This is a genomic window from Ralstonia sp. RL, assembly GCF_001683835.1.
Classification (GTDB): domain Bacteria; phylum Pseudomonadota; class Gammaproteobacteria; order Burkholderiales; family Burkholderiaceae; genus Ralstonia; species Ralstonia mannitolilytica.
Genome location: NZ_LWRX01000191.1, coordinates 1 through 25,435, shown reverse-complemented (window position 1 = coordinate 25,435; position 25,435 = coordinate 1). Strand labels below are relative to the sequence as shown.

The following is a 25,435-nucleotide window of genomic DNA, read 5'->3' as shown; positions in this document are numbered from 1 at the left end:
CAATAGGAAGGCACCATGTTGCTTGCCATCAAGGAATTCTTTAACAGCCTGCTCCTGAAGGAACTCTTCAAGGGGCTGGCGCTGACCGGGCGCTACCTGTTTGCGCGCAAGATCACCGTTCTCTTTCCGGAAGAGAAGACGCCGCTGTCGCCGCGCTTCCGCGGCCTGCATGCGCTGCGTCGCTATCCGAACGGAGAAGAGCGCTGCATCGCCTGCAAGCTGTGCGAAGCCGTCTGCCCGGCCCTGGCCATCACGATCGAGTCCGACCAGCGCGACGACGGCACCCGCCGTACCACGCGCTACGACATCGACCTGACCAAATGCATTTTCTGCGGCTTTTGCGAGGAAGCTTGCCCGGTGGACGCCATCGTCGAGACGCACATCCTGGAATACCACGGTGAGAAGCGCGGCGACCTGTATTTCACCAAGGACATGCTGCTGGCCGTGGGTGACCGCTTCGAGCCGGAAATCGCGGCCAACAAGGCGGCTGACGCAAAGTACCGCTGATTCAGGACGCCCGCCGGGCAGTTGGCGGGCGGCGCAGTTGAACTCCCGCAAGGACTTCGGCTCCTCGTGAGCCAACCAGCTATGGCGGCAAGTCGCAATCTTGCCGCCACGGCTTTGGACAAGCGCGTGCCGCAAAACGGCACGCGTCAGGATCATGGAAATCACGACGATCATCTTCTACTGTTTCGCGCTCGTGCTGGTGCTCTCAGCGCTGAAGGTCATCACCGCGAAGAATCCCGTGCACGCGGCGCTGTTCCTCGTGCTCTCGTTCTTTACCGCGGCGGCGATCTGGATGCTGCTCAAGGCCGAGTTTCTGGCCATCACGCTGGTGCTGGTCTACGTGGGGGCGGTGATGGTGCTGTTCCTCTTCGTGGTGATGATGATCGACATCGACATCGAGCACCTGCGGCGGGATTTCTGGACTTACGTGCCCATGGCCGCCTTCGTGGGTGTTGTCATCATCCTGGAAATGGCCGTGGTGCTGACCAAGACCTTCATGGGGCGCGTACAGCCGGTGCAGGAATTGCCCAAGGGTTTCAACGGCCCGAATACGCAGGCGCTCGGCAAGCTGATCTACACCGACTACATCTACGCCTTTGAAGTGGCGGGCGCGGTGCTGCTGCTGGCGATCGTCGCAGCCGTTGCGCTGACGGCACGCCGCCGCAAGGACACCAAGACACAAAACCCGGCCGAGCAGATCCGCGTGCAACGCAAGGACCGCGTGCGCCTGGTTTCGATGCCGGCGGAAAAGTCGTCTGGCGCAGCTTCGGCTGAATCGAACAGCTGAGCCCCGGGAGAACCCACATGTCTTCGCTATCCCTTGCCCATTACCTCGTGCTCGGTGCGGTGCTGTTTGCCATCAGCATCGTCGGCATCTTCCTGAACCGCAAGAACGTCATCGTGCTGCTGATGGCGATCGAGCTGATGCTGCTCGCGGTCAACCTGAACTTCGTCGCGTTCTCCCATTACCTGGGCGACCTGGCGGGGCAGGTGTTCGTGTTTTTCATCCTGACGGTGGCCGCGGCGGAATCCGCGATCGGTCTCGCCATCCTGGTGGTGCTGTTCCGTAACCTGGACACCATCAACGTCGACGATCTGGACAGCCTCAAGGGCTGACCGGCGCAACCACTGATAAGAAGCTCCATGGCAACCACGCTCAATCCCAACCTGCTGCTGGCGATTCCGCTCGCGCCGCTGGCCGGCGCGGCGATCGCCGGGCTGTTCGGCACGAAGTTCTTCGGCGAGAAGATCGGCCGCGCGGCGTCCCACAGCGTCACCATCCTTGGTGTTGCGATCGCCTTTGTTCTCTCGGCGCTCACGCTGTCCGATGTCATGAATGGTGCGGGCTACAACGGCACCGTCTATGAATGGATGACGCTCGGCCCGCTGAAGATGGAAGTCGGCTTCCTCATCGATTCGCTCACGGCGATGATGATGTGCGTGGTGACCTTCGTGTCGCTGATGGTTCACATCTACACCATCGGCTACATGCACGAAGACCCGGGCTACAACCGCTTCTTTGCCTACATCTCGCTGTTCACGTTCTCGATGTTGATGCTCGTGATGAGCAACAACTTCCTGCAGCTGTTCTTCGGCTGGGAAGCAGTGGGCCTGGTCTCGTACCTGCTGATCGGTTTCTGGTTCAAGCGTCCGACGGCCATCTACGCCAACATGAAGGCGTTCCTGGTCAACCGCGTGGGTGACTTCGGCTTCGTGCTCGGTATCGGTCTGCTGCTCGCATACAGCGGTAGCCTGAGCTACGCAGACGTGTTTGCCGCTCGTGACAAGCTGGCCGCCATTGGCTTCCCGGGCACCGACTGGCACATGCTGACGGTGGCCTGCATCTGTCTGTTCATCGGTGCGATGGGCAAGTCCGCACAGTTCCCGCTGCACGTGTGGCTGCCGGACTCGATGGAAGGCCCGACGCCGATTTCCGCATTGATCCACGCGGCGACCATGGTGACGGCCGGTATCTTCATGGTAGCGCGCATGTCGCCGCTGTTCGAGCTGTCGGACGCCGCGCTGTCGTTCGTGCTGGTCATCGGCGCCATCACCGCGCTGTTCATGGGCTTCCTCGGCATCATCCAGACCGACATCAAGCGCGTGGTGGCGTACTCGACGCTGTCGCAGCTCGGCTATATGACGGTGGCGCTGGGCGCTTCAGCCTACCAGGTGGCCGTGTTCCACCTGATGACGCACGCGTTCTTCAAGGCGCTGCTGTTCCTTGGTGCCGGCTCGGTCATCATCGGCATGCACCACGATCAGGACATGCGCAACATGGGCGGCCTGCGCAAGTACATGCCGATCACGTGGCTGACGTCGCTCGTGGGTTCGCTGGCGCTGATCGGTACGCCGTTCTTCTCGGGGTTCTATTCGAAGGATTCGATCATCGAGGCGGTGCGTGAATCGCACCTGCCGGGCGCGCAGTTCGCCTACTGGGCGGTGCTGGCCGGCGTGTTCGTGACCGCGTTCTATTCGTTCCGCATGTATTTCCTGGTGTTCCACGGCGAGGAGCGTTTCGGCAAGGCCGATCAGCATCACGACGAGCACCACGAAGAGGAAGACGGCGGCAACGAGCACCATGGTCTGGCGCCGGGCGAGAAGCCGCACGAGTCGCCATGGGTGGTGACGGTGCCGCTGGTGCTGCTGGCTATCCCGTCGGTCATCATCGGTGCGATGGCGATCCAGCCGATGCTGTTCGGTGAGTTCTTCAAGCACGGCGTGGTCTTTTCGGAAGTCATCTTCAACGGCGAAAACCATGAAGCCATGAAGGTGCTGGCCGAAGACTTCCACGGCTGGGTGGCGATGGCGCTGCACGGCTTTACATCGGCACCGTTCATTCTGCTGGTGGCGGGTGTCGTGCTGTCATGGTTCTTCTACCTGAAGCGGCCGGATATTCCGGCGGCGATCGCCAAGCGTTTCTCCGGCGTCTACAAGCTGCTGGACAACAAGTACTACATGGACAAGATCAACGAGATCGTCTTTGCCAACGGGGCGGTCAAGTTCGGCCGCGGCCTGTGGAAGGGCGGCGATCAGGGCGTGATCGACGGCGTGGTCGTCAACGGCAGCGCGCGTCTGGTGGGCTGGTTCGCGAGTGTCGTGCGCCTGCTCCAGTCCGGCTTTATCTATGACTATGCGTTCGCGATGATCATCGGCACGGTAGCGCTGCTGACGTACTTCGTGTTCCTGGCAGGCAAATAAGGGATTACAAAAATGGTTCTGTCTTTTGCGATCTGGCTGCCGATCTTCTTCGGCGTGCTGGTGTTGGCCTCGGGCTCAGACCGCAATCCCGGTTATGTCCGCTGGATGTCGCTGATCGGCTCGCTGATCAGCTTCGTGATGACGCTGCCGCTCGTCACGGGCTTCGACAAGTCGACGGCCGCGATGCAGTTCGTCGAGAAGTCGACCTGGATCGAGCGCTTCCACATCAGCTACTACCTCGGCGTGGACGGCCTGTCGATGTGGTTCGTGGTGCTGACTGCCTTTATCACCGTGATCGTCGTGATCTCGGCCTGGGAGGTGATCACCGAGCGCGTGGCCCAGTACATGGCTGCGTTCCTGATCCTGTCGGGCCTGATGATTGGCGTGTTCGCGGCGCTCGACGGCCTGCTGTTCTACGTGTTCTTCGAGGCCACGCTGATTCCGATGTACATCATCATCGGCGTGTGGGGCGGACCGAACCGCGTGTATGCAGCCATCAAGTTCTTCCTGTACACGCTGCTCGGCTCGCTGCTGATGCTGATCGCACTGCTGTACCTGTACTTCCACAGCGGCACGTTCGAAATCCTGCAGTGGCACCAGGTCAAGCTGTCGATGAACGAGCAGATCCTGTTGTTCATCGCTTTCTTCATGGCGTTCGCCGTGAAGGTACCTATGTGGCCGGTGCACACGTGGTTGCCGGACGCCCACGTGGAGGCGCCGACCGGCGGCTCCGTCGTGCTGGCCGCGATCATGCTGAAGCTCGGCGCGTATGGCTTCCTGCGGTTCTCGCTGCCGATCGCACCCGATGCGAGCCACAGCCTGTCTGCGTTCATCATCGCGATCTCGCTGGTGGCCGTCATCTACATCGGCCTGGTGGCGCTGGTGCAGGCCGACATGAAGAAGCTGGTCGCGTATTCGTCGATCGCCCACATGGGCTTCGTCACGCTGGGCTTCTTCATCTTCAACGAGATCGGTATCGAGGGCGGCATCGTTCAGATGATCTCGCACGGTTTCATCTCCGGTGCGATGTTCCTGTGCATCGGCGTGTTGTATGACCGTGTGCACTCGCGCCAGATCGCCGATTACGGCGGCGTGGTGAACACGATGCCGAAGTTCGCAGCGCTGTCGGTCTTCTTTGCGATGGCCAACTGCGGTCTGCCGGCCACCTCGGGCTTCGTGGGCGAATTCATGGTGATCCTGGGTTCGGTCCAGTTCAATTTCTGGATCGGTCTGCTGGCAGCCACCGCGCTGATCTTTGGTGCGGCGTATTCGCTGTGGATGGTCAAGCGCGTGATCTTCGGCGATGTGACGCACAAGCACGTAGCCGAGCTGAAGGACCTGAATTGCCGTGAGTTCTTCATGCTGGGCGTGCTGGCGATCGCCACCCTGTACATGGGCCTGTATCCGAAGCCTTTCACCGATGTCATGCATGCGTCCGTGGTCAATCTGCTGAACCACGTGGCCCAGACCAAGCTGTAAGCAGCGAGAAGAAACTATGCAATCGTCCTCCTCCATTGCGGCTGTTGCCCCAATCATTTTTCTCGCGCTAGGCATTGGTGCCGTCAACTGGATCGATCTGGCGCGCGGCAAGAACCGGAGCAGCGTTGCCTATCCGGTCTCGCTGGTGATCACGCTGGTGCTGACGGTCTGGTTTGCGTTGAATGCCGCCGCCGGTGAAACGCACTACGCATTCGGCAACATGGCCGTGATCGACCCGATGGCCAACGTGCTGTCGTCGTTCTGCGCGCTGACGCTGTTCGTGACGCTGGTCTATACGCGCCGCTATCTGAACGATCGCGAGATGTCGGCCGGCGAGTTCTACATGTTCGGCTTGTTCACGTTGGGTGGGCAGGTCGTTATGATCACCGGCAACAACTTCCTGGTGCTGTACCTGGGCCTGGAGTTGCTGTCGCTCGCTTCGTACACGCTGGTTGCTCTGCGCCGTCGCTCCAACGTGTCGTCCGAATCGGCGATGAAGTACTTCATCCTGGGTGCGCTGGCTTCGGGGCTGCTGCTCTACGGCATGTCGATGCTCTACGGCGCAACCGGTTCGCTCGAACTGGGCAAGGTGTTCGACGCCATCAAGAGCGGTGAGATCAACAAGACGATCCTCGTGTTTGGCGTGGTCTTCATCGTTGCCGGCCTGGCCTTCAAGCTCGGTGTGGCGCCGTTCCACATGTGGGTGCCGGATGTCTATCAAGGCTCGCCCACGGCAGTGACGCTGCTGATTGCCGGCGCGCCCAAGGTGGCGGCGTTCGCGATGGCGCTGCGCATCCTGGTGGAAGGGCTGCTCCCGCTGGCATTCGACTGGCAGAACATGCTGATCGTGCTGGCCATCGTGTCGCTCGCCGTCGGCAACATCACCGGTGTGGTTCAGACGAACTTCAAGCGCCTCCTGGGCTATTCGACGGTGTCCCACATGGGCTTCCTGCTGCTCGGCATGTTGTCGGGCGTGAGCTCCGGCAAGCCGGATCTGACGGCTCAAGCCTACAGTGCGTCGATGTTCTACGCCATCACGTACGTGCTGACCGCGCTGGGCGCCTTCGGCGTGATCCTGCTGCTGGCGCGCAAAGGCTACGAGGCCGAGGAGATCGCCGACCTGAAGGGCTTGTCGAAGAAGAGCCCGTGGTTTGCATTGCTCATGCTGTTCATGATGATGTCGCTGGCGGGCCTGCCCCCGACGGTCGGCTTCTATGCCAAGCTGTCGGTGCTGGGCGCGGTGGTCGATGCAGGCATGCCGTGGCTCGCCGTGGTGGCGGTCCTGTTCTCTCTGGTGGGTGCGTTCTACTACCTGCGTGTCGTGAAGGTGATGTACTTCGATGCACCGGCCGACGAGGGCCCCGTGGAAGCGACCTTCGGCCTGCGCTCGCTGCTGTCCGTCAATGGCCTCTTGGTGCTGGTGCTCGGCATCTTCCCGGCCGGCCTGATGAGCCTGTGCTACCAGGCCATTCGCCTCACGCTGGCTTCGTAAAGTAGCCGGCACCATGAGCACCTCGACGGGCGGCCTGTTTGTCATCGTGTTGGCACTGGTGTGTGCGAACCTGCCGTTCGTCAATCAACGCGTGCTCGCCCTGGTGCCGGCACGCTGGCCGCGCAAGCCGTTCTGGCTGCGCGGCGCCGAGCTGATTGCCATGTATGTGGTGGTTGGGCTGGTCGGCTTCGGCATTGAATCGAGCCAGGGCAATGCGTTTGCGCAGGGCTGGCAGTTCTACGCGATCACCGCTTGCCTGATGCTGGTGTTTGCGTTTCCCGGCTTCACTTGGCAATACCTGGTTCGTCATCCCCGTTGAACCCGCCGGGCAGGTCCTCTCTGTCTCGGCATGAGAGCCTGCCATGTCCGATTCCACCCCACCGAACCCGAACACCCCCGCCAACGCCGCGGACGATGCCGATGCCGGCCTGCGCGAGACCCCCATTGCGTCTGCCTTGATGCACCAGGGGAAGTTCCTGACGCTCAAGCAGGACATTGTCCGCCTGCCGGACGGGCGCCATGCCAGCCGGGAATACCTGATCCATCCAGGCGCCGTCATGATGATTCCGCTGTTTGATGACGGTACCGTGCTGATGGAGCGGCAATTTCGCTACCCGGTCGGGCAGGTGATGATCGAGTTCCCGGCCGGCAAGCTCGACCCGGAAGAAGGCGGACTGGCATGCGGCAAGCGCGAACTGCGCGAGGAAACCGGCTACACGGCCGAGCGCTGGGACTATCTCACGCGCATCCATCCGGTCATTTCGTACTCCACCGAATTTATCGACATCTATCTTGCGCGCGACCTGAAGCAGGGCGATGCCGCGCTTGACGAAGGCGAGTTCCTGGAGACCTTCATCGCGCCGGCAGGCCAGTTGATCGACTGGGTGCGCGAGGGCAAGATCTCCGACGTGAAAACCATCATCGGGGTGTTCTGGCTCGAGAAGATCTTGTCGGGCGCGTGGGCCCCGAGTGGCGCCTGATCCGCTTGTACTTGCGGTTTTCCGCCCCCATCTTCTGTTAGTCAATCCTGTGGCGAACGGTCGTGCGAAAAAATTAGCACGACCGTTCACAAATTTCCGAATCGGGGATACACTCATCCCCACGCGCTGGACCGATCATGAAAGTGCTGGACCTCCGCTGTGCCAATGACCACCGCTTCGAAGGCTGGTTCGGCTCCGATGCCGACCTCCAATCGCAGCAGGAACGCGGGCTGTTGACGTGCCCGGTTTGCGGTCACACCGAGGTTGAGCGCCTGCCGAGTGCACCGCGCCTGAACCTGTCGTCGTCCCGGGCGGAGACCTCCGCGAAGGACGGCACCGCCAAGGCAGCGGCAAGCGAGGCTCGCGCGCAAGCCGCGACCCTGCAGCAGCTCTATCTGAAGGCCGTCCGCCATGTCCTGGCCAATACGGAGGACGTTGGCGAGCGGTTTGCCGAAGAGGCGCGCCGTATGCATTACAACGAGGCGCCGGAGCGCGGGATTCGCGGGACGGCCTCGCTGGAAGAAGCGCGGGAGCTGGCAGAGGAGGGCATCGACGTGATGCCGCTGTTGGTGCCCGAGGCGCTCAAGCAGCCCGTGCACTAGTTGCCCGATTCGGGTCCGCGCCGGTCCGACAAGAACGTTCTTCGCTGGTTTGCCGCAGCGGAGAGCCAACCACAGGAGACAGGCATGGATCTGAACTACTCGGCGGCCGACGATGCGTTCCGCCAGGAAGTCCGCAGCTGGCTGCAAGCCAACCTGCCCAAGGACATCCAGGACAAGGTGTTGAACCACCGCCGCCTGAACCGCGACGATTTCGTCCGCTGGCACAAGGCGCTCGCGGCCAAGGGCTGGTCCGTGCCGCACTGGCCTGTCGAGTGGGGCGGCACGGGCTGGTCTCCCATCCAGAAGCACATCTGGGACGAAGAGTGCGCGCAGATTGGCGCGCCCGGCGTGCTGCCGTTTGGCGTGAGCATGGTGGCGCCGGTCATCATGAAGTACGGCAACGAAGCGCAGAAGCGCTACTACCTGCCGCGCATTCTGGACTGCACAGATTGGTGGTGCCAGGGCTATTCCGAGCCGGGGTCCGGTTCGGACCTGGCCTCGCTCAAGACACGCGCCGTGCGCGAGGGCGATCACTACATCGTCAACGGCCAGAAGACCTGGACCACGCTCGGCCAGCACGCCGACATGATCTTCTGTCTCGTGCGCACGGACCCGGAAGCCAAGAAGCAGGAAGGCATCTCGTTCCTGCTCATCGACATGAAGACGCCGGGCATCACCGTGCGGCCGATCATCATGCTCGATGAAGAACACGAAGTGAACGAGGTGTTCTTCGACAACGTGAAGGTGCCGGTTGAAAACCTCATCGGCGAAGAAAACCGTGGATGGACGTACGCCAAGTACCTGCTCGGCCATGAGCGCACCGGCATTGCGCGCGTGGGCAATTCCAAGCGCGAACTGGCGTTCCTCAAGCGCGTCGCTCTGCAGCATCAGAAGAACGGTAAGCCGCTGCTGGAGGATCCGGTGTTCGCGGCCAAGGTGGCTTCGCTCGAGATCGAACTCCTGGCCCTCGAAATGACGGTGCTGCGCGTGGTGTCGAGCGAGAGCGCCGGCAAGGGGCCCGGCCCGGAGGCGTCGCTGCTCAAGATCAAGGGCACGCAGATCCAGCAGATGCTGACCGAGCTGATGGTCGAGGCTGCCGGGCCGTATGCCCAGCCGTTCGACCCCAGCTACCTGGAAGGCGAAACGCAACAGGCCATCACGGGCGACAACGATGCCGCGCCCCTGGCACCGTACTACTTCAACTATCGCAAGACCTCGATCTACGGCGGGTCGAACGAGATCCAGCGCAACATCATCAGCCAGATGATCCTCGGCGTCTAACGAGCAACGGATAACGGAGACAACCATGGATTTCTCGTTCACCGACGAACAGAAGCAACTGGCCGATGCAGTGCGCCGCTTCATCGACAAGGACTACGGTTTCGAGGCGCGCAACAAGGTGGTGTACTCGCCCGAAGGCGTGTCCCAGGCGCACTGGGACGCGCTGGCCGAACTGGGCCTCACCGCGTTGCCAGTGCCGGAAGCACAAGGCGGCTTTGACGGCCGCGCGATGGACCTCCTGGTAGTGATCCAGGAACTCGGCCGTGGCCTCGTGGTGGAGCCCTATCAGGCCACCGTGCTCGGTGCCCAGGCACTCAAGCTGGCGGGCGGACAGGACGCACTGCTCGAAGACGTGGCCGGTGGCGCCGTGAAGCTCGCCATCGCGTTCCACGAACGCCAGTCGCGCTACGAACTCTTCAACGTGACGACGCGCGCCGCCCAGCAGGGCAGCGGCTGGGCGCTTACGGGCGAGAAGACCGTCGTCGTGCACGGCGCGCAGGCCGGCAAGCTCATCGTGTCGGCACGCACCGGCGGCGAAGCGCGTGACACTGCCGGCCTGTCGCTGTTCCTGGTTGACCACGATGCAGCCGGTGTGGCGGTCAAGGACTACCGCACCATCGACAACCTGCGTGCCGCTGACATCCGCTTCGACAACGCGCCGGCCACGCTGCTCGGCAAGGTCGGCGAGGCATGGGAGACGATCGATGCCGTCGCAGACCTGGGCTGCGTGCTGCTGTGCGCGGAAGCGATCGGCCTGATCGATGCGCTGAATGCCGCCACGCTCGAATATACGAAGACGCGGCAGCAGTTCGGCGTGCCGATCGCACGCTTCCAGGCGCTGCAGCACCGCATGGTCGACATGTTCATCCACGCGGAGCAGGCGCGTTCGATCACGTATCTCGCTGCCGCGCACTTTGAGGACGGCGATGCCGAGGCGCGCCGCCGTTATGTGTCGGCGGCCAAGGCGCGCGTGGGTCAGGCAGCGCGTGACGTCGGCCAGGAAGCCGTGCAGTTGCACGGCGGCATGGGCGTGACGAACGAGCTGCCGGCCGCGCACATGTTCAAGCGCCTGACGATGATCAACACGACGCTGGGCGACGTGGATCACCACCTGGCACGGTTCGCATCGCTGGCGGGCTTCAAGAACGCAGCATAAGCGCAAGTTCGAGCGCCCCGCATTCGTGCGGGGCGTTGTCATTTGGAGGAGACAACATGGTAGAAGCAACGCGGTCGTACGAGTTTTACTTCGACGATTTCGAGGTCGGCCGTACGCTGGAGATGGGCACGTACACCGTCACCGAAGAAGAGATCCTGACTTTTGCGCGGCAGTACGATCCCCAGCCGTTCCACATCGACGAAGAGGCGGCCAAGCACAGCATCTACGGCGGGATCATTTCGAGCGGCTGGATGACATGCTCGATCATGATGCGGCTGATGGTGCAGGGTTTCCTGAGCAAGGCGGCCAGCATGGGTTCGCCTGGCGTGGACGAGATCCGCTGGATCAAGCCGGTGTATCCGGGCGATACGCTGTCGGTGTCGAGCACGTGTATGGAAGTGCGGCCGTCCCAGTCGAAGCCGGATCGCGGCGTGGCGGTCAACCGCTGGGAAGCACGCAACCAGCGCGGCGAACTGGTCTGCACGGTGACTGGCATGGGCTTGTTCGGCCGCCGGCCCAAAGTCTGATTCGCTGCGCATTCCACCACCCGAGGAGACAAACCACATGCGCATCATCGAATCGCTCGACGAGCTCAAGGGGCTGGTCGGCCAGGAAGTCGCGGTGAGCGACTGGACCGAGATCACGCAGCACCAGGTGAACCTGTTTGCCGAGGCCACGGGCGATCACCAGTGGATTCACGTCGATGTGGAACGCGCCAAGCGCGAATCGCCGTTTGGCGCGCCGGTGGCGCACGGGTTCCTGACGCTGTCGCTGTTGCCGATGCTGATGGAGAAGGCCCTGAAGATGTCCGACGTGAAAATGGGCGTCAATTACGGCCTGAACCGGGTCCGCTTTACGGCACCCGTGCCGGTTGGCAGCCGCGTGCGAGCGCGCGTGAAGCTGCTCGAGATGGAGCTGCTGCCGCCGCTGCCCAATGCCCCCGCCCTGACCGGTGCACAGATGACGTGGGCCGTGACGTTCGAGCGTGAAGGACAGGAGCGCCCGGTGTGCGTGGCAGAAACGATCTCGCGCCGCTACTCCTAGCGGCACGCTCTTCAGGCTTCCAAGGGCCGGCGCAATGCCGGCCTTTCTTTTTGCGCGCGCGTGAGCTTGCGCTTCGCCCGTTTTGTTGCTTATCGACGCCTGCCCCACGTCTGAGCACGACCACGCCCCAATGCGCGGAGTTGGAGCGGTATTGGCACCGTTTTGGCGCCGATTTCCCATCGAGCGAGCGAAAAGCGATGGCACGGTAGTTGCACTTTCGGCCCCGGGAGTCGTTCTCACTACCAACAAGAGGAGCCGCAATGAAACGTCGTGAGCTGTTGAAGCTGTCAGCCGTCGCTGGCGCAACGCTGTTGTCCATGTCGAGCCTGGCGTTTGCGCAGGCAAAGGATCCGATCAAGGTCGGCATCCTGCATTCGCTCTCAGGCACCATGGCGATCTCCGAAACGTCGTTGAAAGACGTGGCGCTGATGACCATCGACGAGATCAACAAGAGCGGCGGCGTGCTGGGCCGCAAGCTCCAGCCGGTGGTAGTGGATCCGGCGTCGAACTGGCCGCTGTTTGCCGAGAAGGCGCGCGGGCTGCTCACGCAGGACAAGGTGGCCGTGACGTTCGGCTGCTGGACGTCGGTGTCGCGCAAGTCGGTGCTGCCGGTGTATGAAGAGCTGAACGGCCTGCTGTTCTACCCGGTGCAGTACGAAGGCGAAGAAATGTCGAAGAACGTCTTCTACACTGGCGCGGCGCCTAACCAGCAGGCCATTCCGGCCGTGGAATACCTGATGAGCAAGGAAGGCGGCGGTGCCAAGCGCTTCTTCCTGCTCGGTACCGATTACGTCTATCCGCGCACGACCAACAAGATCCTGCGCGCGTTCCTGCACAGCAAGGGCGTGAAGGACAGCGACATCGAAGAGGTCTACACGCCGTTCGGCCACTCCGATTACCAGACCATCGTTGCCAACATCAAGAAGTTCTCGCAGGGCGGCAAGACTGCGGTCATCTCGACCATCAACGGCGACTCCAACGTGCCGTTCTACAAGGAACTCGGCAACGCGGGCCTGAAGGCCAAGGATGTGCCGGTGGTGGCGTTCTCGGTCGGTGAGGAAGAGCTGCGCGGCATCGACACCAAGCCGCTGGCCGGCCAGCTTGCCGCATGGAACTACTTCATGTCGGTCAAGAACCCCGTCAACGAAGACTTCAAGAAGAAGTGGGCTGCATGGGTCAAGGCCAACAACCTGCCGGGCGGCGACAAGCGCGTCACCAACGACCCGATGGAAGCGACCTACGTCGGCATCATGATGTGGAAGCAGGCCGTCGAAAAGGCCGGCACCACCGACGTGGACAAGGTGCGTCAGGCGATGTACGGCCAGCAGTTCAAGGCGCCGTCGGGCTACACGCTCGTGATGAACAACAACCATCACCTGAGCAAGCCCGTGATGATTGGCGAGGTCAGGGGCGATGGCCAGTTCAACGTCGTGTGGAAGACGCCGACGGTGATCCGCGCCAAGCCGTGGAGCCCGTACATCCCCGGCAACGAAGGCAAGCCCGACATGGTTGCAAGCAAGTGATGTGACCTCGCGGGCCGGCCATGTGACGAGCATGGCCGCCTTTTGAACGACGCTGTACGACGTGGCTGGCCGGGCTCCGTGCCGGCCGCCACGCATCGGATTGCCATGACCCGCTTTCTTGCCGCACTGCTGTGCGCCCTGTGCTTGGTGGCTGTACCTGCCGCCCAATCGTGGGCCGCAGGGCAGCCGCTCACTCAGGCCGACCTCAAGCCTCTGGCCGGAGACGACTTCGATGCCAAGGTCAAGGCGCTCAACGCGCTGACCGCTGCGCCCGCCGAACAAGCCGGGCCGATTCTGCAAGCCTTGCAGAACGACGCGTTGTTCTTCGCGCCTGCCGCCGGCATGGTGCGTCAGGACGGCGAGAAGTACCTGGACGCGATCACTGGCCAACCCGTCACCGTCAAGGCCGACGATCTGCAGTCCCTCACACTGAACAATGCCCTGCGTGCGCAAGTGGACAGCGCGGCGAGCGGCTTCGTGCTGCAATCGCCCGATCGTGCCGTGCGCGCGCAGGCCGTCGATACGTTGCTTGCGCATCCCGAGACGGCGTCGCGCCCCATTGTCGATGCCGCACGCAAGCATGAAACCGATCCGGAGTTGCGCAGCAAGCTGCATGTCCTCTGGGCCAATCTCGCGCTTGACGACGGCACGCATGCCGAGAAGCTCGAGGCGCTCAAGCTGCTTGCGGGCGACACCAACCCGCAGACGCGCCAGCGCATCGCCCCGTTGCTTGCCAAGGACAGCGGCGCAGACGATGAACTGCGCGCCGCGGCCCAACAGGCGCTCGACGGCCTCGCCGCGCAGCAACGCAAGGCCGAGCTGGTCGGCAACCTGTTTGCGGGGCTGAGCCTCGGCTCGGTGCTGCTGCTGGCGGCGCTTGGGCTAGCCATCACCTACGGGCTCATCGGCGTCATCAACATGGCGCACGGTGAGTTCCTGATGATCGGTGCCTACGCCACCTACGTGGTGCAGACGATTTTCCGCAACTACTTTCCGAACGCGTTCGACTGGTATCTGCCCGCGGCGCTGCCTGCTGCGTTCCTGGCGGCGGCCATCGTCGGCTTTGCGCTGGAGCGGCTGGTGTTGCGTCACCTGTATGGCCGTCCGCTCGAAACGCTGCTCGCCACGTTCGGGATCAGCCTGCTGCTGATGCAGGCCGTGCGTTCGATCTTCGGTGCGCAGAACGTGGAGGTGGCGAACCCGAGCTGGATGAGCGGCGGCATTGCGCTGTATCCGGGCCTCGTGCTGCCGTACAACCGGCTCGTCATCCTGCTGTTTGCGCTGGCCGTGGTGGCGATTGCGTGGGCGGTGCTCAACCGCACGCGCCTGGGCCTGTTCGTGCGGGCCACCACGCAGAACCGCACGATGGCGGCCTGCGTTGGCGTGCGCACGTGGAAGGTCGACAGCTACGCGTTTGCATTCGGTGCCGGTATTGCCGGCCTGGGCGGCTGCGCGCTCTCGCAGCTCGGCAACGTCGGGCCGGACCTCGGCCAGAGCTACATCATCGATTCGTTCATGGCCGTGGTGCTGGGCGGGGTGGGGCAACTGGCCGGCACGATCATCGGTGCGTTCGGGCTGGGTCTCATCAACAAATTCATCGAGCCGTTCTATGGCGCGGTGCTGGCAAAGATCATCGTGCTGGTGCTGATCGTGCTGTTCATCCAGAAGCGTCCGCAGGGCCTGTTCGCCCTGAAGGGCCGCAGCGCCGAGGCCTGATATGACGACGACCAAGTTCTCTCTCGATATCCCGGCGCGCATGCCGCTGCTGTCGGGGCGCGGGTGGTCTGCGCTGGTGCTCGTGTCGCTCATCGTGTGCATTGGCGCGCCGGTGTGCGCGCTGCTGGTGCCGGAGGGTAGCCCGCTGCATCTGTCGGCGTATGCGCTCACGCTCATCGGCAAGATCATGTGCTACGCGCTCGCGGCGCTGGCGCTCGATCTGGTGTGGGGCTATTGCGGCATCCTGAGCCTCGGGCACGGGCTGTTCTTCGCGCTCGGCGGTTATGGCATGGGCATGTACCTGATGCGCTCCATCGGCCGCGAAGGCGTGTACAAGAGCGACCTGCCGGACTTCATGGTCTTCCTCGACTGGAAGGAGCTGCCGTGGTTCTGGCATGGCACCGAGCATTTCGCCTGGGCGATGCTGCTGGTGATTCTGGTGCCCGGCGTACTGGCGTGGCTGTTCGGCTTCTTTGCCTTCCGCTCGCGCGTCAAAGGCGTCTACCTGTCGATCATCACGCAGGCGATGACGTATGCGGCCATGCTGCTGTTCTTCCGTAACGAGACGGGCTTTGGCGGCAACAACGGCTTTACGGATTTCAAACGCATCCTCGGCTTCCCGATCTCCGCATTGCCGACGCGCACGGTGCTGTTCGTGGCGACGTTCGTGGCGCTCGTGCTGGCGTTCATCGCCTGCCGCGCCATCGTCACGTCCAAGTTCGGCCGCGTGGTCACCGCCATTCGCGATGCCGAAGCGCGCGTGATGTTCTCCGGTTACAACCCGCTCGGCTACAAGCTGTTCGTCTGGACGTTCTCCGCCGTGCTGTGCGGCATTGCGGGCGCGCTCTACGTGCCGCAGGTCGGCATCATCAACCCAGGCGAGATGTCGCCGGGCAACTCCATCGAGATGGCCGTGTGGGTGGCCGTGGGCGGGCGCGGCACGTTGATCGGCCCCATCATCGGCGCGTTCCTCGTCAACGGCGCGAAGACGCTGCTGACCGCATGGGTGCCGGAGTACTGGCTGTTCGTGCTGGGCGCGATCTTTGTGCTGGTCACGCTGTATCTGCCAAACGGTGTGCTGGGACTGATGAACCAATGGCGCCTGCAAAAGCGCTTGCCGACACCCGCCGCACCGCCGAGCGAAGCGGCCGCCGCCACGCCGCCCGCCGGAGACCACGCATGAGCACGTTCACCGAACTCCCCGACCGTGCCGAGACGGGCACCGCCACCGGCATGGGCCATCTGGTCGAGCCGGACACGATCGACGTCTCGCACGGCGCCATTCTGTATCTCGAAGACGTGACCGTGCGCTTCGGCGGCTTTCGCGCACTGAACGCGCTCACGCTGTCGATCGACCACGGCGAGCTGCGCTGCATCATCGGCCCCAACGGCGCGGGCAAGACCACGATGATGGACGTGATTACCGGCAAGACCGGGCCGCGCAATGCCGACGTGACCGGCCGTGTCTTCCTCGGCCAGACCATCGACCTGCTGCGCCTGACCGAGCCGCGCATCGCGCAGATCGGCATCGGCCGCAAGTTTCAGAAGCCGACCGTGTTCGAGCAGCACACCGTGTGGGAAAACCTGGAACTGGCCATGAAGGCCGACAAGCGCTGGTGGGTCTCGCTGCGCGCGCGTCTGCTGAGCGACGGCCGCCAGCGCATCGAAGAAACGCTCGGCCGCATCCACCTGGAAGCGGAGGCCTATCGGCCCGCCGGGCTGCTCTCGCACGGGCAGAAACAGCGGCTGGAGATCGGCATGCTGCTGATGCAGCAACCGCAACTGCTGCTGCTTGATGAGCCTGTCGCCGGCATGACGGATGAAGAGACGATGCAGCTTGCAACGTTGCTCAACGGCCTGCGTGGCACGTGCTCGATCATGGTCGTGGAACACGACATGGAGTTTGTCGCCGCCCTGGCGGGGGCAGAAGGGCGCGTGACCGTGCTGGCTGAGGGCAGCGTCCTGGCCGAAGGCACGCTCGACGCCGTCAAGCGCGATGAGCGAGTGATCGAATCCTATCTGGGGCGTTAGAAGGCTCCGCAAAGCTACTGCGCGTCCCGATCTTGCCCCTGTGATGCTCGCCGTACCCGTGTACGGCTGCGCTTCTCGGGCCAACATCGGACCGCTCGCTACGTTTTTCAGAGCCTTCTCAAGGCAAAAGGAAAGAACGCGATGTTGCAGGTCCAACAACTGAACCAGTACTACGGCGGCAGCCACATCCTGCGCAACGTCAGTTTTGACGCCCCTACGGGCAAGCTGACCACGCTGCTTGGCCGTAACGGCGTGGGCAAGACGACGCTGCTCAAATGCTTGATGGGGGTGGTGCCCACCGCCAGCGGCGCGATCGATTGGGAAGGGCGCACCATCCAGAAGCTGCCCGCGTATGAGCGTGTCTCGCAGGGGCTCGCCTATGTGCCGCAGGGGCGCGAGATCTTTCCGCGGCTGACGGTGGAAGAGAACCTGCTGATTGGCGCGGCCGCCAAGCGCGCGCCGTCCAAGGTGCCCGATTCCATCTACGAGCTGTTTCCAGTGCTCAAGGAGATGAAGGGCCGGCGCGGCGGCGATCTGTCTGGCGGCCAGCAGCAGCAACTCGCCATCGGCCGCGCGCTGATGAGCGAGCCGCGCCTGCTGATCCTGGACGAGCCGACCGAAGGCATCCAGCCGTCGATCATCCAGGAGATCGGCCGCACGCTGCGGCGCCTGGTGGACGAGTTCGGCATGTCGGTGCTGCTGGTCGAGCAGTACTACGACTTTGCGCGCAGCATTGCCGACCGCTACGTCGTCATGAGCCGTGGCGAGGTCATCGCCCAGGGCGACGGCGCCAATATGGAAGCTGATGGCGTGCGTGATCTGGTCGCCGTTTGATGCCCCGGCTGATGTCCCGGTATTCGACGGAAAATGTCGAATGCCAAATCTGTGGCATCTGGCTATGATGAGAAAATTCCTAGCCGCCGTGCTGCCTTCCTGATGCGCCATCCCGATTTTCCTGTCCCGCCGCAGACCGATTCGTTCGCGTCCTGGGAAGCCTCGCTGCACCTGGCGTTTGCACGGCGCGGTGAGCGCACCGTGCTGGCCACGTGCCGGCATCAGGGGCCGCTGCGGGTGCAGAAGGCGCTGTATCCGGAAGGCGAGGGCGTGTGCCATGCCGTCATGCTGCATCCGCCTGCAGGCATTGCCGGCGGCGATGTACTCGATATCGACATCGAACTCGGTGCCGATGCGCACGCCGTGCTGACCACGCCCGGCGCCACCAAGTGGTACAAGTCGCTCGGCCGCACGGCCACGCAGCGCGTTGCCATCCGGGCGGAGGCGGGGGCGCGGCTCGACTGGCTGCCGCAAGAGAACATCGTTTTCAACCAGGCCCGCCCGATCATCGACCTGACGCTGGACCTGGCACCCGGCGCCACCGCCATCGGTTGGGACACCACCATGCTCGGCCGCCACGCCGCCGGTGAATCATGGGCCGAAGGCCGCATCGCCATGCGCACCGCTCTGCGTTGCAACGGTCAGCCGCTGTGGATCGAGTCTGCCGCGTTCGACGCGCAATCGCCCGTGCTGAATGCGACGACGGGCATGGCCGGCTTCCACGTGGTCGGCACGCTGTGGGCCGTGGGCGAGGGCGCCACCGAAGCCCTCGCCGAATCGATGGCCGAGCACCTGCCGTACAACGCCGACCTGCGCGCGGGCGTCACGTGTCTCACGCAAGATGCGCCCGGCCTGCCAAACGTTTTGTTGCTGCGCGTGCTCGCACGCCGGCCCGAAGATGCGCGCGCGTTGCTGTCACAGACGTGGCTTGCGCTGCGCGAACCGATGCATGGCGTGGCGGGCCGTCCGCTGCGCCTCTGGTCTACATGACGGCCACATGTTGGCGACCCGACCTCGCATCGCCCGATCTGCACTGAACTGAATTGACCCTCACCGAAGAGAGCCCCTCGTGGAACTGACCCCGCGCGAAAAAGACAAGCTGCTGATCTTCACCGCCGCCTTGCTGGCCGAGCGCCGCAAGGGCCGCGGCCTCAAGCTCAATTACCCGGAAGCCGTCGCCTTCATCAGCGCCGCCATCATGGAAGGCGCACGCGATGGCAAGACGGTCGCCGAGTTGATGCACTACGGCACGACGCTTCTCACGCGCAATGACGTGATGGACGGCGTGGCCGAGATGATTCCCGACATCCAGGTCGAAGCCACGTTCCCGGACGGCACGAAGCTCGTCACCGTCCACCACCCCATCGTTTGAATTTTGATTTCCAAGTTTGAAGTCCGCACGCCACTCACCACTACGAGTCCTGCCATGACGCCAACCCTGTCTCGCTTCGTCCGGCCCGCTGCGGCCATCGCGCTTACGTTTGGCGCCTCCATCGCGTTTGCCCACCCGGGGCATCCGGGCCATACCGCTGAGGGCAGCCTGCTCGCCGGGTTCCTGCATCCGCTCACAGGCGCAGACCACTTGCTGGCGATGGTGGCCGTGGGCGTGTGGAGCGCACTGGCCTCGCGCTCGGTGCGCGATGCGCTGTGGGCGCCCGTCGCCTTTGTCGCGTTGATGATCCTGGGCGCGCTGCTGGGCGCAGGCGGCGTGGCGGTGCCGATGGCGGAGCCGATGATCGCCGCATCGCTGCTCGTGTTCGGCCTGCTGATTGCCGCACGCGCGCAGCTGCCGACGTGGGGCGGTGCGCTGCTGTGCGGCGCGTTCGCGCTGTTCCATGGCTATGCGCACGGCACGGAATTCCCCGCCGGGGCGCAGGCCATGTTCCCGTATTTCGTCGGCGGCTTTGCCGTGGCGACGGCGCTGCTGCACACCGCCGGCATCGGCGCGGGCTTTGCGCTGAAGCCGCGTCTGGCATGGCTGGCGCGTCTGTCGGGCGTGGGCGTGGCGCTGTACGGCGCAGGCCTGCTCGTCACGGCCATCTGAGGGGGCTTGCACCATGATCCCCGGTGAACTCCTGCCGCAAGACGGCGATCTCGAACTCAATGCAGGCCGCGCGACGGTGACGGTCACGGTGGCCAACACCGGCGACCGCCCCGTGCAGATCGGCTCGCACTACCACTTCTATGAAGTGAATGACGCGCTGCGCTTTGACCGCGAAGCCGCGCGCGGGTATCGGCTCAATATCGCCGCCGGCACCGCCGTGCGCTTCGAGCCGGGGCAGGAGCGCACGGTCGAACTCGTGGCGCTGGCCGGTGACCGCGTGGTCTACGGCTTTGCCGGCCGCGTGATGGGCAAGCTTTGAGCGAGACACGGACATGACATTGAAGATCAATCGCCGCGCGTATGCGGAAATGTTCGGCCCCACGACCGGCGACCGCGTGCGCCTGGCCGATACCGAACTCATCGTCGAAGTCGAACGCGACTTCACCCTCTACGGCGAGGAAGTGAAATTCGGCGGCGGTAAGGTCATCCGCGACGGCATGGGTCAGAGCCAGCGCGAATCGAAGGACTGCGCCGACACCGTCATCACCAACGCGCTGATCATCGACCACTGGGGCATCGTCAAGGCCGACATCGGCCTGAAGCACGGCCGCATCTCGGCGATCGGCAAGGCGGGCAATCCGGACATCCAGCCCGGCGTGACCATCGTCATCGGCCCCGGCACCGAGATCATCGCGGGCGAGGGCATGATCGTCACCGCTGGCGGCGTCGACTCGCACATCCACTTCATCTGCCCGCAGCAGATCGACGAGGCGCTCAACAGTGGCGTGACGACGATGATCGGCGGCGGCACCGGCCCCGCCACCGGCACCTACGCCACCACCTGCACGCCGGGCCCGTGGTACATGCAGCGCATGCTGCAGGCCGCGGATGCGTACCCGATGAACATCGGCTTCCTGGGCAAGGGCAACGGCAGCCTGCCGGGCGCGCTGCGCGAGCAGATCGACGCAGGCGCCATCGGCCTGAAGCTGCACGAAGACTGGGGCTCCACGCCTGCCGCCATCGACTGCTGCCTGGGCGTGGCGGACGACACCGACACGCAGGTCGCCATCCACACCGATACGTTGAACGAATCGGGCTTTGTCGAGGCCACCGTCGCCGCATTCAAAGGCCGCACGATCCACACGTATCACACCGAAGGCGCGGGCGGCGGGCACGCGCCCGACATCATCCGCGTGTGCGGTGAATCGAACGTACTGCCGTCGTCGACCAACCCGACGCGGCCGTTCACCGTCAACACGCTGGACGAGCACCTGGACATGCTGATGGTGTGCCATCACCTCGATGCGTCCATCGCCGAAGACATCGCCTTTGCCGAGAGCCGCATCCGCCGCGAGACGATTGCCGCCGAAGACATCCTGCACGACCTCGGCGCGTTCTCGATGATCTCCAGCGACTCGCAAGCCATGGGCCGCGTCGGCGAAGTCGTACTGCGTACGTGGCAGACCGCCCACAAGATGAAGGTGCAGCGCGGCAAGCTGGCCGGTGATCCGAACGATGCGCGCGGCGGGCATGACAATTTCCGCGTCAAGCGGTACGTGGCGAAGTACACGATCAACCCCGCGCTCACGCACGGCATCGCACATGAAGTCGGCTCGGTTGAAGTCGGCAAGTGGGCAGACCTCGTGCTGTGGAAGCCGGCGTTCTTTGGCGTGAAGCCGAGCCTGATCCTCAAGGGCGGGATGATTGCCTCTGCGGCGATGGGCGATGCGAATGCGTCGATCCCGACACCGCAGCCGGTGCACTATCGGCCGATGTTTGGGTCGGCGGGCGGGGCGCTGGGGCGGACGTCGTTGACGTTTCTGTCGCAATCAGCTGCTGCGGCTGGCGTGGCGGAGCAGTATGGGTTGGCCAAGACGACAGCGGTGGTCAAGGGCACGCGTACTGTGAGCAAGGCGGACATGATTCATAACGACTGGCGGCCTGACATTACTGTGGACCCGGAGACGTATCAGGTGGTGGCGGATGGGACGGTGTTGACTTGTGAGCCGGCGGAGGTGTTGCCGATGGCGCAGAGGTACTTTTTGTTTTGAGTTTTTGGGGAAAGGGCCTTGGTGGTCCATCCCCTTTTCGTACCCTGCCGGGCACGACCTACTTTTCTTTGGCAAGACAAAGAAAGTGAGTCGCTCCCGGCAGGGGGTGAAATGAGAAATGCGCTGCCACGCCGAGATCAAAACTCCACGCTTGGAGATCAGAACTCGACACTTGAAGTTCCGAACCCGGTGCTTGGTGTCTAGGAACCCAACGCTTGAGGTTCAGAACTCGACGCTTGAGGTTCGGAACTGAACCTTTGAAGTTCAGAACCCCACGTTTGGAGTTCAGAACTCCACGCTTGAAGTTCCGAACCCGGTGCTTGGAGTTCTGAACTCGACGCCCGGAGTTCCGAACTCGATGCTTGGAGTTCTGAACTCAGCGCGTGGAGTTCAGAACTTCGAGCTTCATAGTTGGATGACGAATCAGGTCGTAAAAATGCTTTCCATCAACAAACACCTCCCCGCACCACATGGTCTGGCCTCCGTGCTGGTCAAGCGTGCGCCCAAGCTGGTGCTCCCCTTCCTGGAGCGCAGCCGCAGCCGCCTGCGCGCCACGCTCGACGATGGCCGTGAAGTGGCCGTCGTGCTGCCGCGCGGCACCGTCATGCGCGGCGGCGATGTGCTGGTCGCTGAAGACGGCACACTGGTGGAAGTGCAGGCCGCCCCTGAACAGGTCCTGCGCGTGAGCAGCGACAACCGTCTTGCGCTGATGCGCGCTGCCTACCACCTCGGCAATCGCCACACGCCCGTGCAGGTCAGCGCCGATGTGCTGCAGCTCGAGGCCGATCCGGTGCTTGAAGACATGCTGGTCCGCCTCGGCGTGACCGTCGCGCATGTGGAAGCGCCGTTCGAGCCCGAGGCGGGCGCTTATGGCGGCGGCCATCGTCACGGCCACGATGCGACGTTCGAAGAGGACTACGCGGCCGCACAGGCGCTCTACCACGAGCACCACGGGCACGATCATGGCCACAGTCACGCGCATGACCACGGCCACGAGCACGACCACGACCACGGCCATGTGCATGGCCCCGGCTGCGGCCATCACCACCATCACCATGACTAACGCGGCGCAGCTCACCGCCTTGCTGCATCTCGCGTCCCCGGCGCTGCCGGTGGGCGCGTTCAGCTATTCGCAGGGGCTGGAGGCGGCGGTGGACGTGCGGCACGTGACCGATGAGGCGTCGGCTGCCGCGTGGATTGTTGAGGGGCTCGACGTGCTGGCCGCCTGCGAGGCGCCGTTGTGGCTGCTGCAGTTTGCCGATTGGCAGGCCGGCCGCTTCGATGCCGTGGCCGAGCGCGATGCGTGGTTCCTCGCGACCCGCGAGACGCGCGAGCTGCGGCTCGAAACGTCGCAGATGGGCTGGTCGCTCAGTCGCCTCATCCAGCAGATGGCGTGGGGCGACGAAGCACTGCGCAGCGCATTGGCCGCGCGCGCTTCAGTGACGTTTCCGACCGCCTTTGCCGCCGCCGCTGCCGCACTGAATGTCGACCCGCGCGACGGCGTGACGGCGTACTGCTTTGCCTGGGTGGAAAACCAGATGGCAGCGGCGGTGAAGGCCGTGCCGCTCGGGCAGGCTGCAGGGCAACGGATTCTCTTTGGCCTGCACGCAGCGGTGGCGCGTGCGGTCGAAGAGGCTACCCGGCGTGCGGCCTGTCATCCGCCTGAACTGTCTACGTTTTCGCCCGGGCTGGGCGTGTTGTCTGCCCGGCATGAAACGCAATACTCACGACTCTTTCGATCCTGAACCTGATCAACATGCGAACCAAGAAACTTCCTGCCCTGCGCGTTGGCGTGGGCGGCCCGGTGGGCTCCGGCAAGACCACGCTGCTCGAAATGCTCTGCAAGGCCATGCGCGAGCGCTACGACCTCGTGGCGATCACCAACGACATCTATACGAAGGAAGATCAGCGCCTGCTGACCATCTCCGGCGCGCTGCCGGCCGAACGCATCATGGGCGTCGAGACGGGCGGCTGCCCGCACACGGCCATCCGTGAAGATGCGTCGATCAACCTCGAAGCGGTGGATCGCATGCTCTCCAAGTTTCCGGATGCGGATGTGGTCTTCATTGAGTCGGGCGGGGACAACCTCGCGGCGACGTTCAGCCCCGAGCTGTCGGACCTGACCATCTATGTGATCGACGTGGCGGGCGGCGAGAAAATCCCCCGCAAGGGCGGCCCGGGCATCACCAAGTCGGACCTGCTCATCATCAACAAGACGGACCTGGCGCCGTATGTCGGGGCATCACTGGAGGTGATGGAGAGCGATACGCGCAAGATGCGCGGCGACCGGCCGTTCGTGATGTGCAATCTGCGGGCGCAGGGTGGGTTGGATGAGGTGATTCGGTTTATTGAGAAGCAGGGGATGTTGGTGGGGGGCTAGAGTTTTTGGGGCGGTGTGTTGCCTGCGGTGGGCGGTTGTGGTTCATCTCTGTTTCGTACCCTGCCGGGCAAGACTTACTTTCTTTGTCTTGCTGTACGGACCGGAGACATAGGTGACAGGTGTGCGAGGACATGGTTGACACTTTGAGCGGCACATTCGCTCGGAGGTCAGGCCATGCCCTGGAGCACACGAGACACCATGAGCCTTCGTCAGGAATTCGTTCTACTGGCCCTGCAGGAAGGGAGTAATCGGCGCGAACTGTGCCGGCGCTTCAGCATCAGCCCGCAGACCGGCTACAAGTGGCTGGCACGTTACGTTGAGTCGGGGGACGCCGGTCTGGCTGACCGGACGCGCCGTCCCTCGCACAGCCCGATGCGTACCGACGCCCCGCTTGAACAGGCTGTCATCGCGCTACGCCAGCAGCACCCTGCGTGGGGCGGGCGCAAGATCAGCCGCCGCTTGGCCGACTTGGGCTGGAGTGATGTACCGGCACCCAGCACCGTGACGTCCATCCTGCATCGGCATGGGTTGATTGCACCCGAAGCCTCAAACGCCTCCACGCCCTGGCAGCGTTTCGAGCACGCCGAACCGAACCAGCTCTGGCAGATGGACTTCAAGGGCGGGTTCGCGTTGGCCGACGGCCAGCGCTGCTCGCCGCTGACCGTGATCGACGATCACTCCCGCTTCAACCTGGTGCTGGCCGCCTGCACGCAGACGCAGAGCGCGGTCGTGCAGCGCCACTTGCGCCAGGCCTTCGAGCGCTATGGGCTGCCGCTGCGCATCAATGCCGATAACGGGGCGCCCTGGGGCAGCCCTACCAGTCAGGGCAACTTACGGGCCTGGGCGTCTGGCTTATCCCCCTCGGTGTGCGCCTGGGCTACAGCCGCCCGGCCCACCCGCAGACCGACGGCAAGGACGAGCGCTTCCACCGCACGCTCAAGGCCGAGGCCCTGGCCGGGCGCTACTTCGCCTCTTGCGAGGCCGTCCAGCACGCGCTGGATGCCTGGCGCACCGTCTATAACTGCGAGCGTCCGCACCAGGCCATCGACCTGGCCACGCCCCATCTTCAGTGCTCGGCTGACCGACTCGGCATGCAGGCTCTCGTGCACGTGGT

The 25,435-nt window shown here is 63.7% G+C and carries 26 protein-coding genes and 1 pseudogene; all 27 read left to right on the top strand.

Features of this window, described 5'->3' with window-relative positions; genetic code table 11:
- Positions 1–15 precede the first annotated feature (15 nt).
- A complete protein-coding gene (gene nuoI / locus A6M56_RS18470) occupies positions 16–507 on the top strand; it encodes an NADH-quinone oxidoreductase subunit NuoI (RefSeq protein ID WP_003261939.1) in 492 nt (163 codons plus the stop codon).
- 154 nt (positions 508–661) lie between these two features.
- Positions 662–1,294 (top strand): NADH-quinone oxidoreductase subunit J, encoded by a 633-nt coding sequence (locus tag A6M56_RS18465; RefSeq protein ID WP_062738376.1) that lies wholly within the window; start codon positions 662–664, stop codon positions 1,292–1,294.
- Positions 1,295–1,311: 17 nt separating this feature from the next.
- Positions 1,312–1,623 (top strand): NADH-quinone oxidoreductase subunit NuoK, encoded by a 312-nt coding sequence (gene nuoK / locus A6M56_RS18460; RefSeq protein WP_004630788.1) that lies wholly within the window; start codon positions 1,312–1,314, stop codon positions 1,621–1,623.
- Positions 1,624–1,650: 27 nt separating this feature from the next.
- Positions 1,651–3,708 (top strand): NADH-quinone oxidoreductase subunit L, encoded by a 2,058-nt coding sequence (gene nuoL / locus A6M56_RS18455; protein WP_045787206.1) that lies wholly within the window; start codon positions 1,651–1,653, stop codon positions 3,706–3,708.
- Between the two features lie 12 nt (positions 3,709–3,720).
- Positions 3,721–5,187, top strand: a complete 1,467-nt coding sequence (locus tag A6M56_RS18450; protein ID WP_045787205.1) for an NADH-quinone oxidoreductase subunit M — start codon at positions 3,721–3,723, stop codon at positions 5,185–5,187.
- Positions 5,188–5,203: 16 nt separating this feature from the next.
- Positions 5,204–6,679, top strand: coding sequence for an NADH-quinone oxidoreductase subunit NuoN (gene nuoN / locus A6M56_RS18445; protein ID WP_045787204.1), 1,476 nt, complete (start codon positions 5,204–5,206; stop codon positions 6,677–6,679).
- 13 nt (positions 6,680–6,692) lie between these two features.
- Positions 6,693–6,998, top strand: coding sequence for a DUF2818 family protein (locus A6M56_RS18440; RefSeq protein WP_045787203.1), 306 nt, complete (start codon positions 6,693–6,695; stop codon positions 6,996–6,998).
- Between the two features lie 43 nt (positions 6,999–7,041).
- Positions 7,042–7,659, top strand: a complete 618-nt coding sequence (locus A6M56_RS18435) for an NUDIX domain-containing protein (RefSeq protein ID WP_102079935.1) — start codon at positions 7,042–7,044, stop codon at positions 7,657–7,659.
- A gap of 137 nt (positions 7,660–7,796) precedes the next feature.
- Positions 7,797–8,261 carry a DUF1178 family protein gene (locus tag A6M56_RS18430; protein WP_045787201.1) on the top strand — a complete coding sequence of 155 codons (465 nt, stop codon included), beginning with the start codon at positions 7,797–7,799 and terminating at the stop codon, positions 8,259–8,261.
- Positions 8,262–8,345: 84 nt separating this feature from the next.
- Positions 8,346–9,542, top strand: coding sequence for an acyl-CoA dehydrogenase family protein (locus A6M56_RS18425; RefSeq protein WP_045787200.1), 1,197 nt, complete (start codon positions 8,346–8,348; stop codon positions 9,540–9,542).
- A gap of 25 nt (positions 9,543–9,567) precedes the next feature.
- Positions 9,568–10,698 carry an acyl-CoA dehydrogenase family protein gene (locus A6M56_RS18420; RefSeq protein WP_102079934.1) on the top strand — a complete coding sequence of 377 codons (1,131 nt, stop codon included), beginning with the start codon at positions 9,568–9,570 and terminating at the stop codon, positions 10,696–10,698.
- Positions 10,699–10,754: 56 nt separating this feature from the next.
- The gene (locus A6M56_RS18415) at positions 10,755–11,225 is read left to right on the top strand and encodes a MaoC family dehydratase (RefSeq protein ID WP_045787198.1); all 471 of its coding nucleotides are present in this window, start codon (positions 10,755–10,757) and stop codon (positions 11,223–11,225) included.
- Positions 11,226–11,262: 37 nt separating this feature from the next.
- Positions 11,263–11,742: a MaoC family dehydratase gene (locus A6M56_RS18410; protein WP_045787197.1), complete on the top strand. Its 480-nt coding sequence runs from the start codon at positions 11,263–11,265 to the stop codon at positions 11,740–11,742.
- Between the two features lie 260 nt (positions 11,743–12,002).
- Positions 12,003–13,265 (top strand): urea ABC transporter substrate-binding protein, encoded by a 1,263-nt coding sequence (urtA, locus tag A6M56_RS18405; protein WP_045787196.1) that lies wholly within the window; start codon positions 12,003–12,005, stop codon positions 13,263–13,265.
- Between the two features lie 105 nt (positions 13,266–13,370).
- Positions 13,371–14,981, top strand: coding sequence for an urea ABC transporter permease subunit UrtB (gene urtB / locus A6M56_RS18400; protein WP_045787897.1), 1,611 nt, complete (start codon positions 13,371–13,373; stop codon positions 14,979–14,981).
- A 1-nt stretch (position 14,982) separates the two neighbouring features.
- Positions 14,983–16,164 carry an urea ABC transporter permease subunit UrtC gene (gene urtC / locus A6M56_RS18395; protein ID WP_102079933.1) on the top strand — a complete coding sequence of 394 codons (1,182 nt, stop codon included), beginning with the start codon at positions 14,983–14,985 and terminating at the stop codon, positions 16,162–16,164.
- Positions 16,161–17,012, top strand: a complete 852-nt coding sequence (urtD, locus tag A6M56_RS18390; RefSeq protein ID WP_045787194.1) for an urea ABC transporter ATP-binding protein UrtD — start codon at positions 16,161–16,163, stop codon at positions 17,010–17,012. The genes urtC and urtD overlap by 4 nt, the downstream gene beginning before the upstream one ends.
- 141 nt (positions 17,013–17,153) lie before the next feature.
- The gene (urtE, locus tag A6M56_RS18385; protein ID WP_045787193.1) at positions 17,154–17,846 is read left to right on the top strand and encodes an urea ABC transporter ATP-binding subunit UrtE; all 693 of its coding nucleotides are present in this window, start codon (positions 17,154–17,156) and stop codon (positions 17,844–17,846) included.
- Between the two features lie 102 nt (positions 17,847–17,948).
- Complete coding sequence (locus A6M56_RS18380; RefSeq protein WP_102079932.1) at positions 17,949–18,836, top strand: urease accessory protein UreD; 888 nt, start codon at positions 17,949–17,951, stop codon at positions 18,834–18,836.
- Positions 18,837–18,915: 79 nt separating this feature from the next.
- Positions 18,916–19,218, top strand: a complete 303-nt coding sequence (ureA, locus tag A6M56_RS18375; RefSeq protein ID WP_045206205.1) for an urease subunit gamma — start codon at positions 18,916–18,918, stop codon at positions 19,216–19,218.
- Positions 19,219–19,272: 54 nt separating this feature from the next.
- Positions 19,273–19,890, top strand: a complete 618-nt coding sequence (locus tag A6M56_RS18370; protein ID WP_027681050.1) for a HupE/UreJ family protein — start codon at positions 19,273–19,275, stop codon at positions 19,888–19,890.
- Positions 19,891–19,903: 13 nt separating this feature from the next.
- A complete protein-coding gene (locus A6M56_RS18365; protein ID WP_012762288.1) occupies positions 19,904–20,209 on the top strand; it encodes an urease subunit beta in 306 nt (101 codons plus the stop codon).
- Between the two features lie 13 nt (positions 20,210–20,222).
- The gene (gene ureC, locus A6M56_RS18360) at positions 20,223–21,941 is read left to right on the top strand and encodes an urease subunit alpha (RefSeq protein WP_045787189.1); all 1,719 of its coding nucleotides are present in this window, start codon (positions 20,223–20,225) and stop codon (positions 21,939–21,941) included.
- Positions 21,942–22,377: 436 nt separating this feature from the next.
- Complete coding sequence (ureE, locus tag A6M56_RS18355) at positions 22,378–23,004, top strand: urease accessory protein UreE (RefSeq protein WP_102080266.1); 627 nt, start codon at positions 22,378–22,380, stop codon at positions 23,002–23,004.
- Positions 22,997–23,686 carry an urease accessory protein UreF gene (locus A6M56_RS18350; RefSeq protein WP_045787896.1) on the top strand — a complete coding sequence of 230 codons (690 nt, stop codon included), beginning with the start codon at positions 22,997–22,999 and terminating at the stop codon, positions 23,684–23,686. Before ureE ends, A6M56_RS18350 begins: the two co-directional genes overlap by 8 nt.
- A gap of 11 nt (positions 23,687–23,697) precedes the next feature.
- Entirely contained in the window at positions 23,698–24,321 is a 624-nt protein-coding gene (ureG, locus tag A6M56_RS18345) for an urease accessory protein UreG (RefSeq protein ID WP_027681054.1), read from the top strand.
- A 174-nt stretch (positions 24,322–24,495) separates the two neighbouring features.
- Positions 24,496–25,435: pseudogene (locus A6M56_RS18340) on the top strand (IS481 family transposase); the annotation flags it as partial.

What these genes read in the sequence shown, in the direction of transcription:
- urtE (WP_045787193.1), top strand. Translation starts at nt 17,154, where the DNA reads ATGTTGCAGGTCCAACAACTGAACCAGTACTACGGCGGCAGCCACATC.
- urtA (WP_045787196.1), top strand. Translation starts at nt 12,003, where the DNA reads ATGAAACGTCGTGAGCTGTTGAAGCTGTCAGCCGTCGCTGGCGCAACG.
- A6M56_RS18365 (WP_012762288.1), top strand. Translation starts at nt 19,904, where the DNA reads ATGATCCCCGGTGAACTCCTGCCGCAAGACGGCGATCTCGAACTCAAT.
- ureG (WP_027681054.1), top strand. Translation starts at nt 23,698, where the DNA reads ATGCGAACCAAGAAACTTCCTGCCCTGCGCGTTGGCGTGGGCGGCCCG.
- A6M56_RS18350 (WP_045787896.1), top strand. Translation starts at nt 22,997, where the DNA reads ATGACTAACGCGGCGCAGCTCACCGCCTTGCTGCATCTCGCGTCCCCG.
- A6M56_RS18425 (WP_045787200.1), top strand. Translation starts at nt 8,346, where the DNA reads ATGGATCTGAACTACTCGGCGGCCGACGATGCGTTCCGCCAGGAAGTC.
- A6M56_RS18435 (WP_102079935.1), top strand. Translation starts at nt 7,042, where the DNA reads ATGTCCGATTCCACCCCACCGAACCCGAACACCCCCGCCAACGCCGCG.
- A6M56_RS18380 (WP_102079932.1), top strand. Translation starts at nt 17,949, where the DNA reads ATGCGCCATCCCGATTTTCCTGTCCCGCCGCAGACCGATTCGTTCGCG.
- nuoL (WP_045787206.1), top strand. Translation starts at nt 1,651, where the DNA reads ATGGCAACCACGCTCAATCCCAACCTGCTGCTGGCGATTCCGCTCGCG.
- A6M56_RS18415 (WP_045787198.1), top strand. Translation starts at nt 10,755, where the DNA reads ATGGTAGAAGCAACGCGGTCGTACGAGTTTTACTTCGACGATTTCGAG.
- A6M56_RS18370 (WP_027681050.1), top strand. Translation starts at nt 19,273, where the DNA reads ATGACGCCAACCCTGTCTCGCTTCGTCCGGCCCGCTGCGGCCATCGCG.
- urtD (WP_045787194.1), top strand. Translation starts at nt 16,161, where the DNA reads ATGAGCACGTTCACCGAACTCCCCGACCGTGCCGAGACGGGCACCGCC.
- urtB (WP_045787897.1), top strand. Translation starts at nt 13,371, where the DNA reads ATGACCCGCTTTCTTGCCGCACTGCTGTGCGCCCTGTGCTTGGTGGCT.
- A6M56_RS18440 (WP_045787203.1), top strand. Translation starts at nt 6,693, where the DNA reads ATGAGCACCTCGACGGGCGGCCTGTTTGTCATCGTGTTGGCACTGGTG.
- urtC (WP_102079933.1), top strand. Translation starts at nt 14,983, where the DNA reads ATGACGACGACCAAGTTCTCTCTCGATATCCCGGCGCGCATGCCGCTG.
- ureC (WP_045787189.1), top strand. Translation starts at nt 20,223, where the DNA reads ATGACATTGAAGATCAATCGCCGCGCGTATGCGGAAATGTTCGGCCCC.
- A6M56_RS18465 (WP_062738376.1), top strand. Translation starts at nt 662, where the DNA reads ATGGAAATCACGACGATCATCTTCTACTGTTTCGCGCTCGTGCTGGTG.
- nuoN (WP_045787204.1), top strand. Translation starts at nt 5,204, where the DNA reads ATGCAATCGTCCTCCTCCATTGCGGCTGTTGCCCCAATCATTTTTCTC.
- A6M56_RS18450 (WP_045787205.1), top strand. Translation starts at nt 3,721, where the DNA reads ATGGTTCTGTCTTTTGCGATCTGGCTGCCGATCTTCTTCGGCGTGCTG.
- nuoK (WP_004630788.1), top strand. Translation starts at nt 1,312, where the DNA reads ATGTCTTCGCTATCCCTTGCCCATTACCTCGTGCTCGGTGCGGTGCTG.
- ureE (WP_102080266.1), top strand. Translation starts at nt 22,378, where the DNA reads ATGCTTTCCATCAACAAACACCTCCCCGCACCACATGGTCTGGCCTCC.
- nuoI (WP_003261939.1), top strand. Translation starts at nt 16, where the DNA reads ATGTTGCTTGCCATCAAGGAATTCTTTAACAGCCTGCTCCTGAAGGAA.
- A6M56_RS18420 (WP_102079934.1), top strand. Translation starts at nt 9,568, where the DNA reads ATGGATTTCTCGTTCACCGACGAACAGAAGCAACTGGCCGATGCAGTG.
- A6M56_RS18410 (WP_045787197.1), top strand. Translation starts at nt 11,263, where the DNA reads ATGCGCATCATCGAATCGCTCGACGAGCTCAAGGGGCTGGTCGGCCAG.
- A6M56_RS18430 (WP_045787201.1), top strand. Translation starts at nt 7,797, where the DNA reads ATGAAAGTGCTGGACCTCCGCTGTGCCAATGACCACCGCTTCGAAGGC.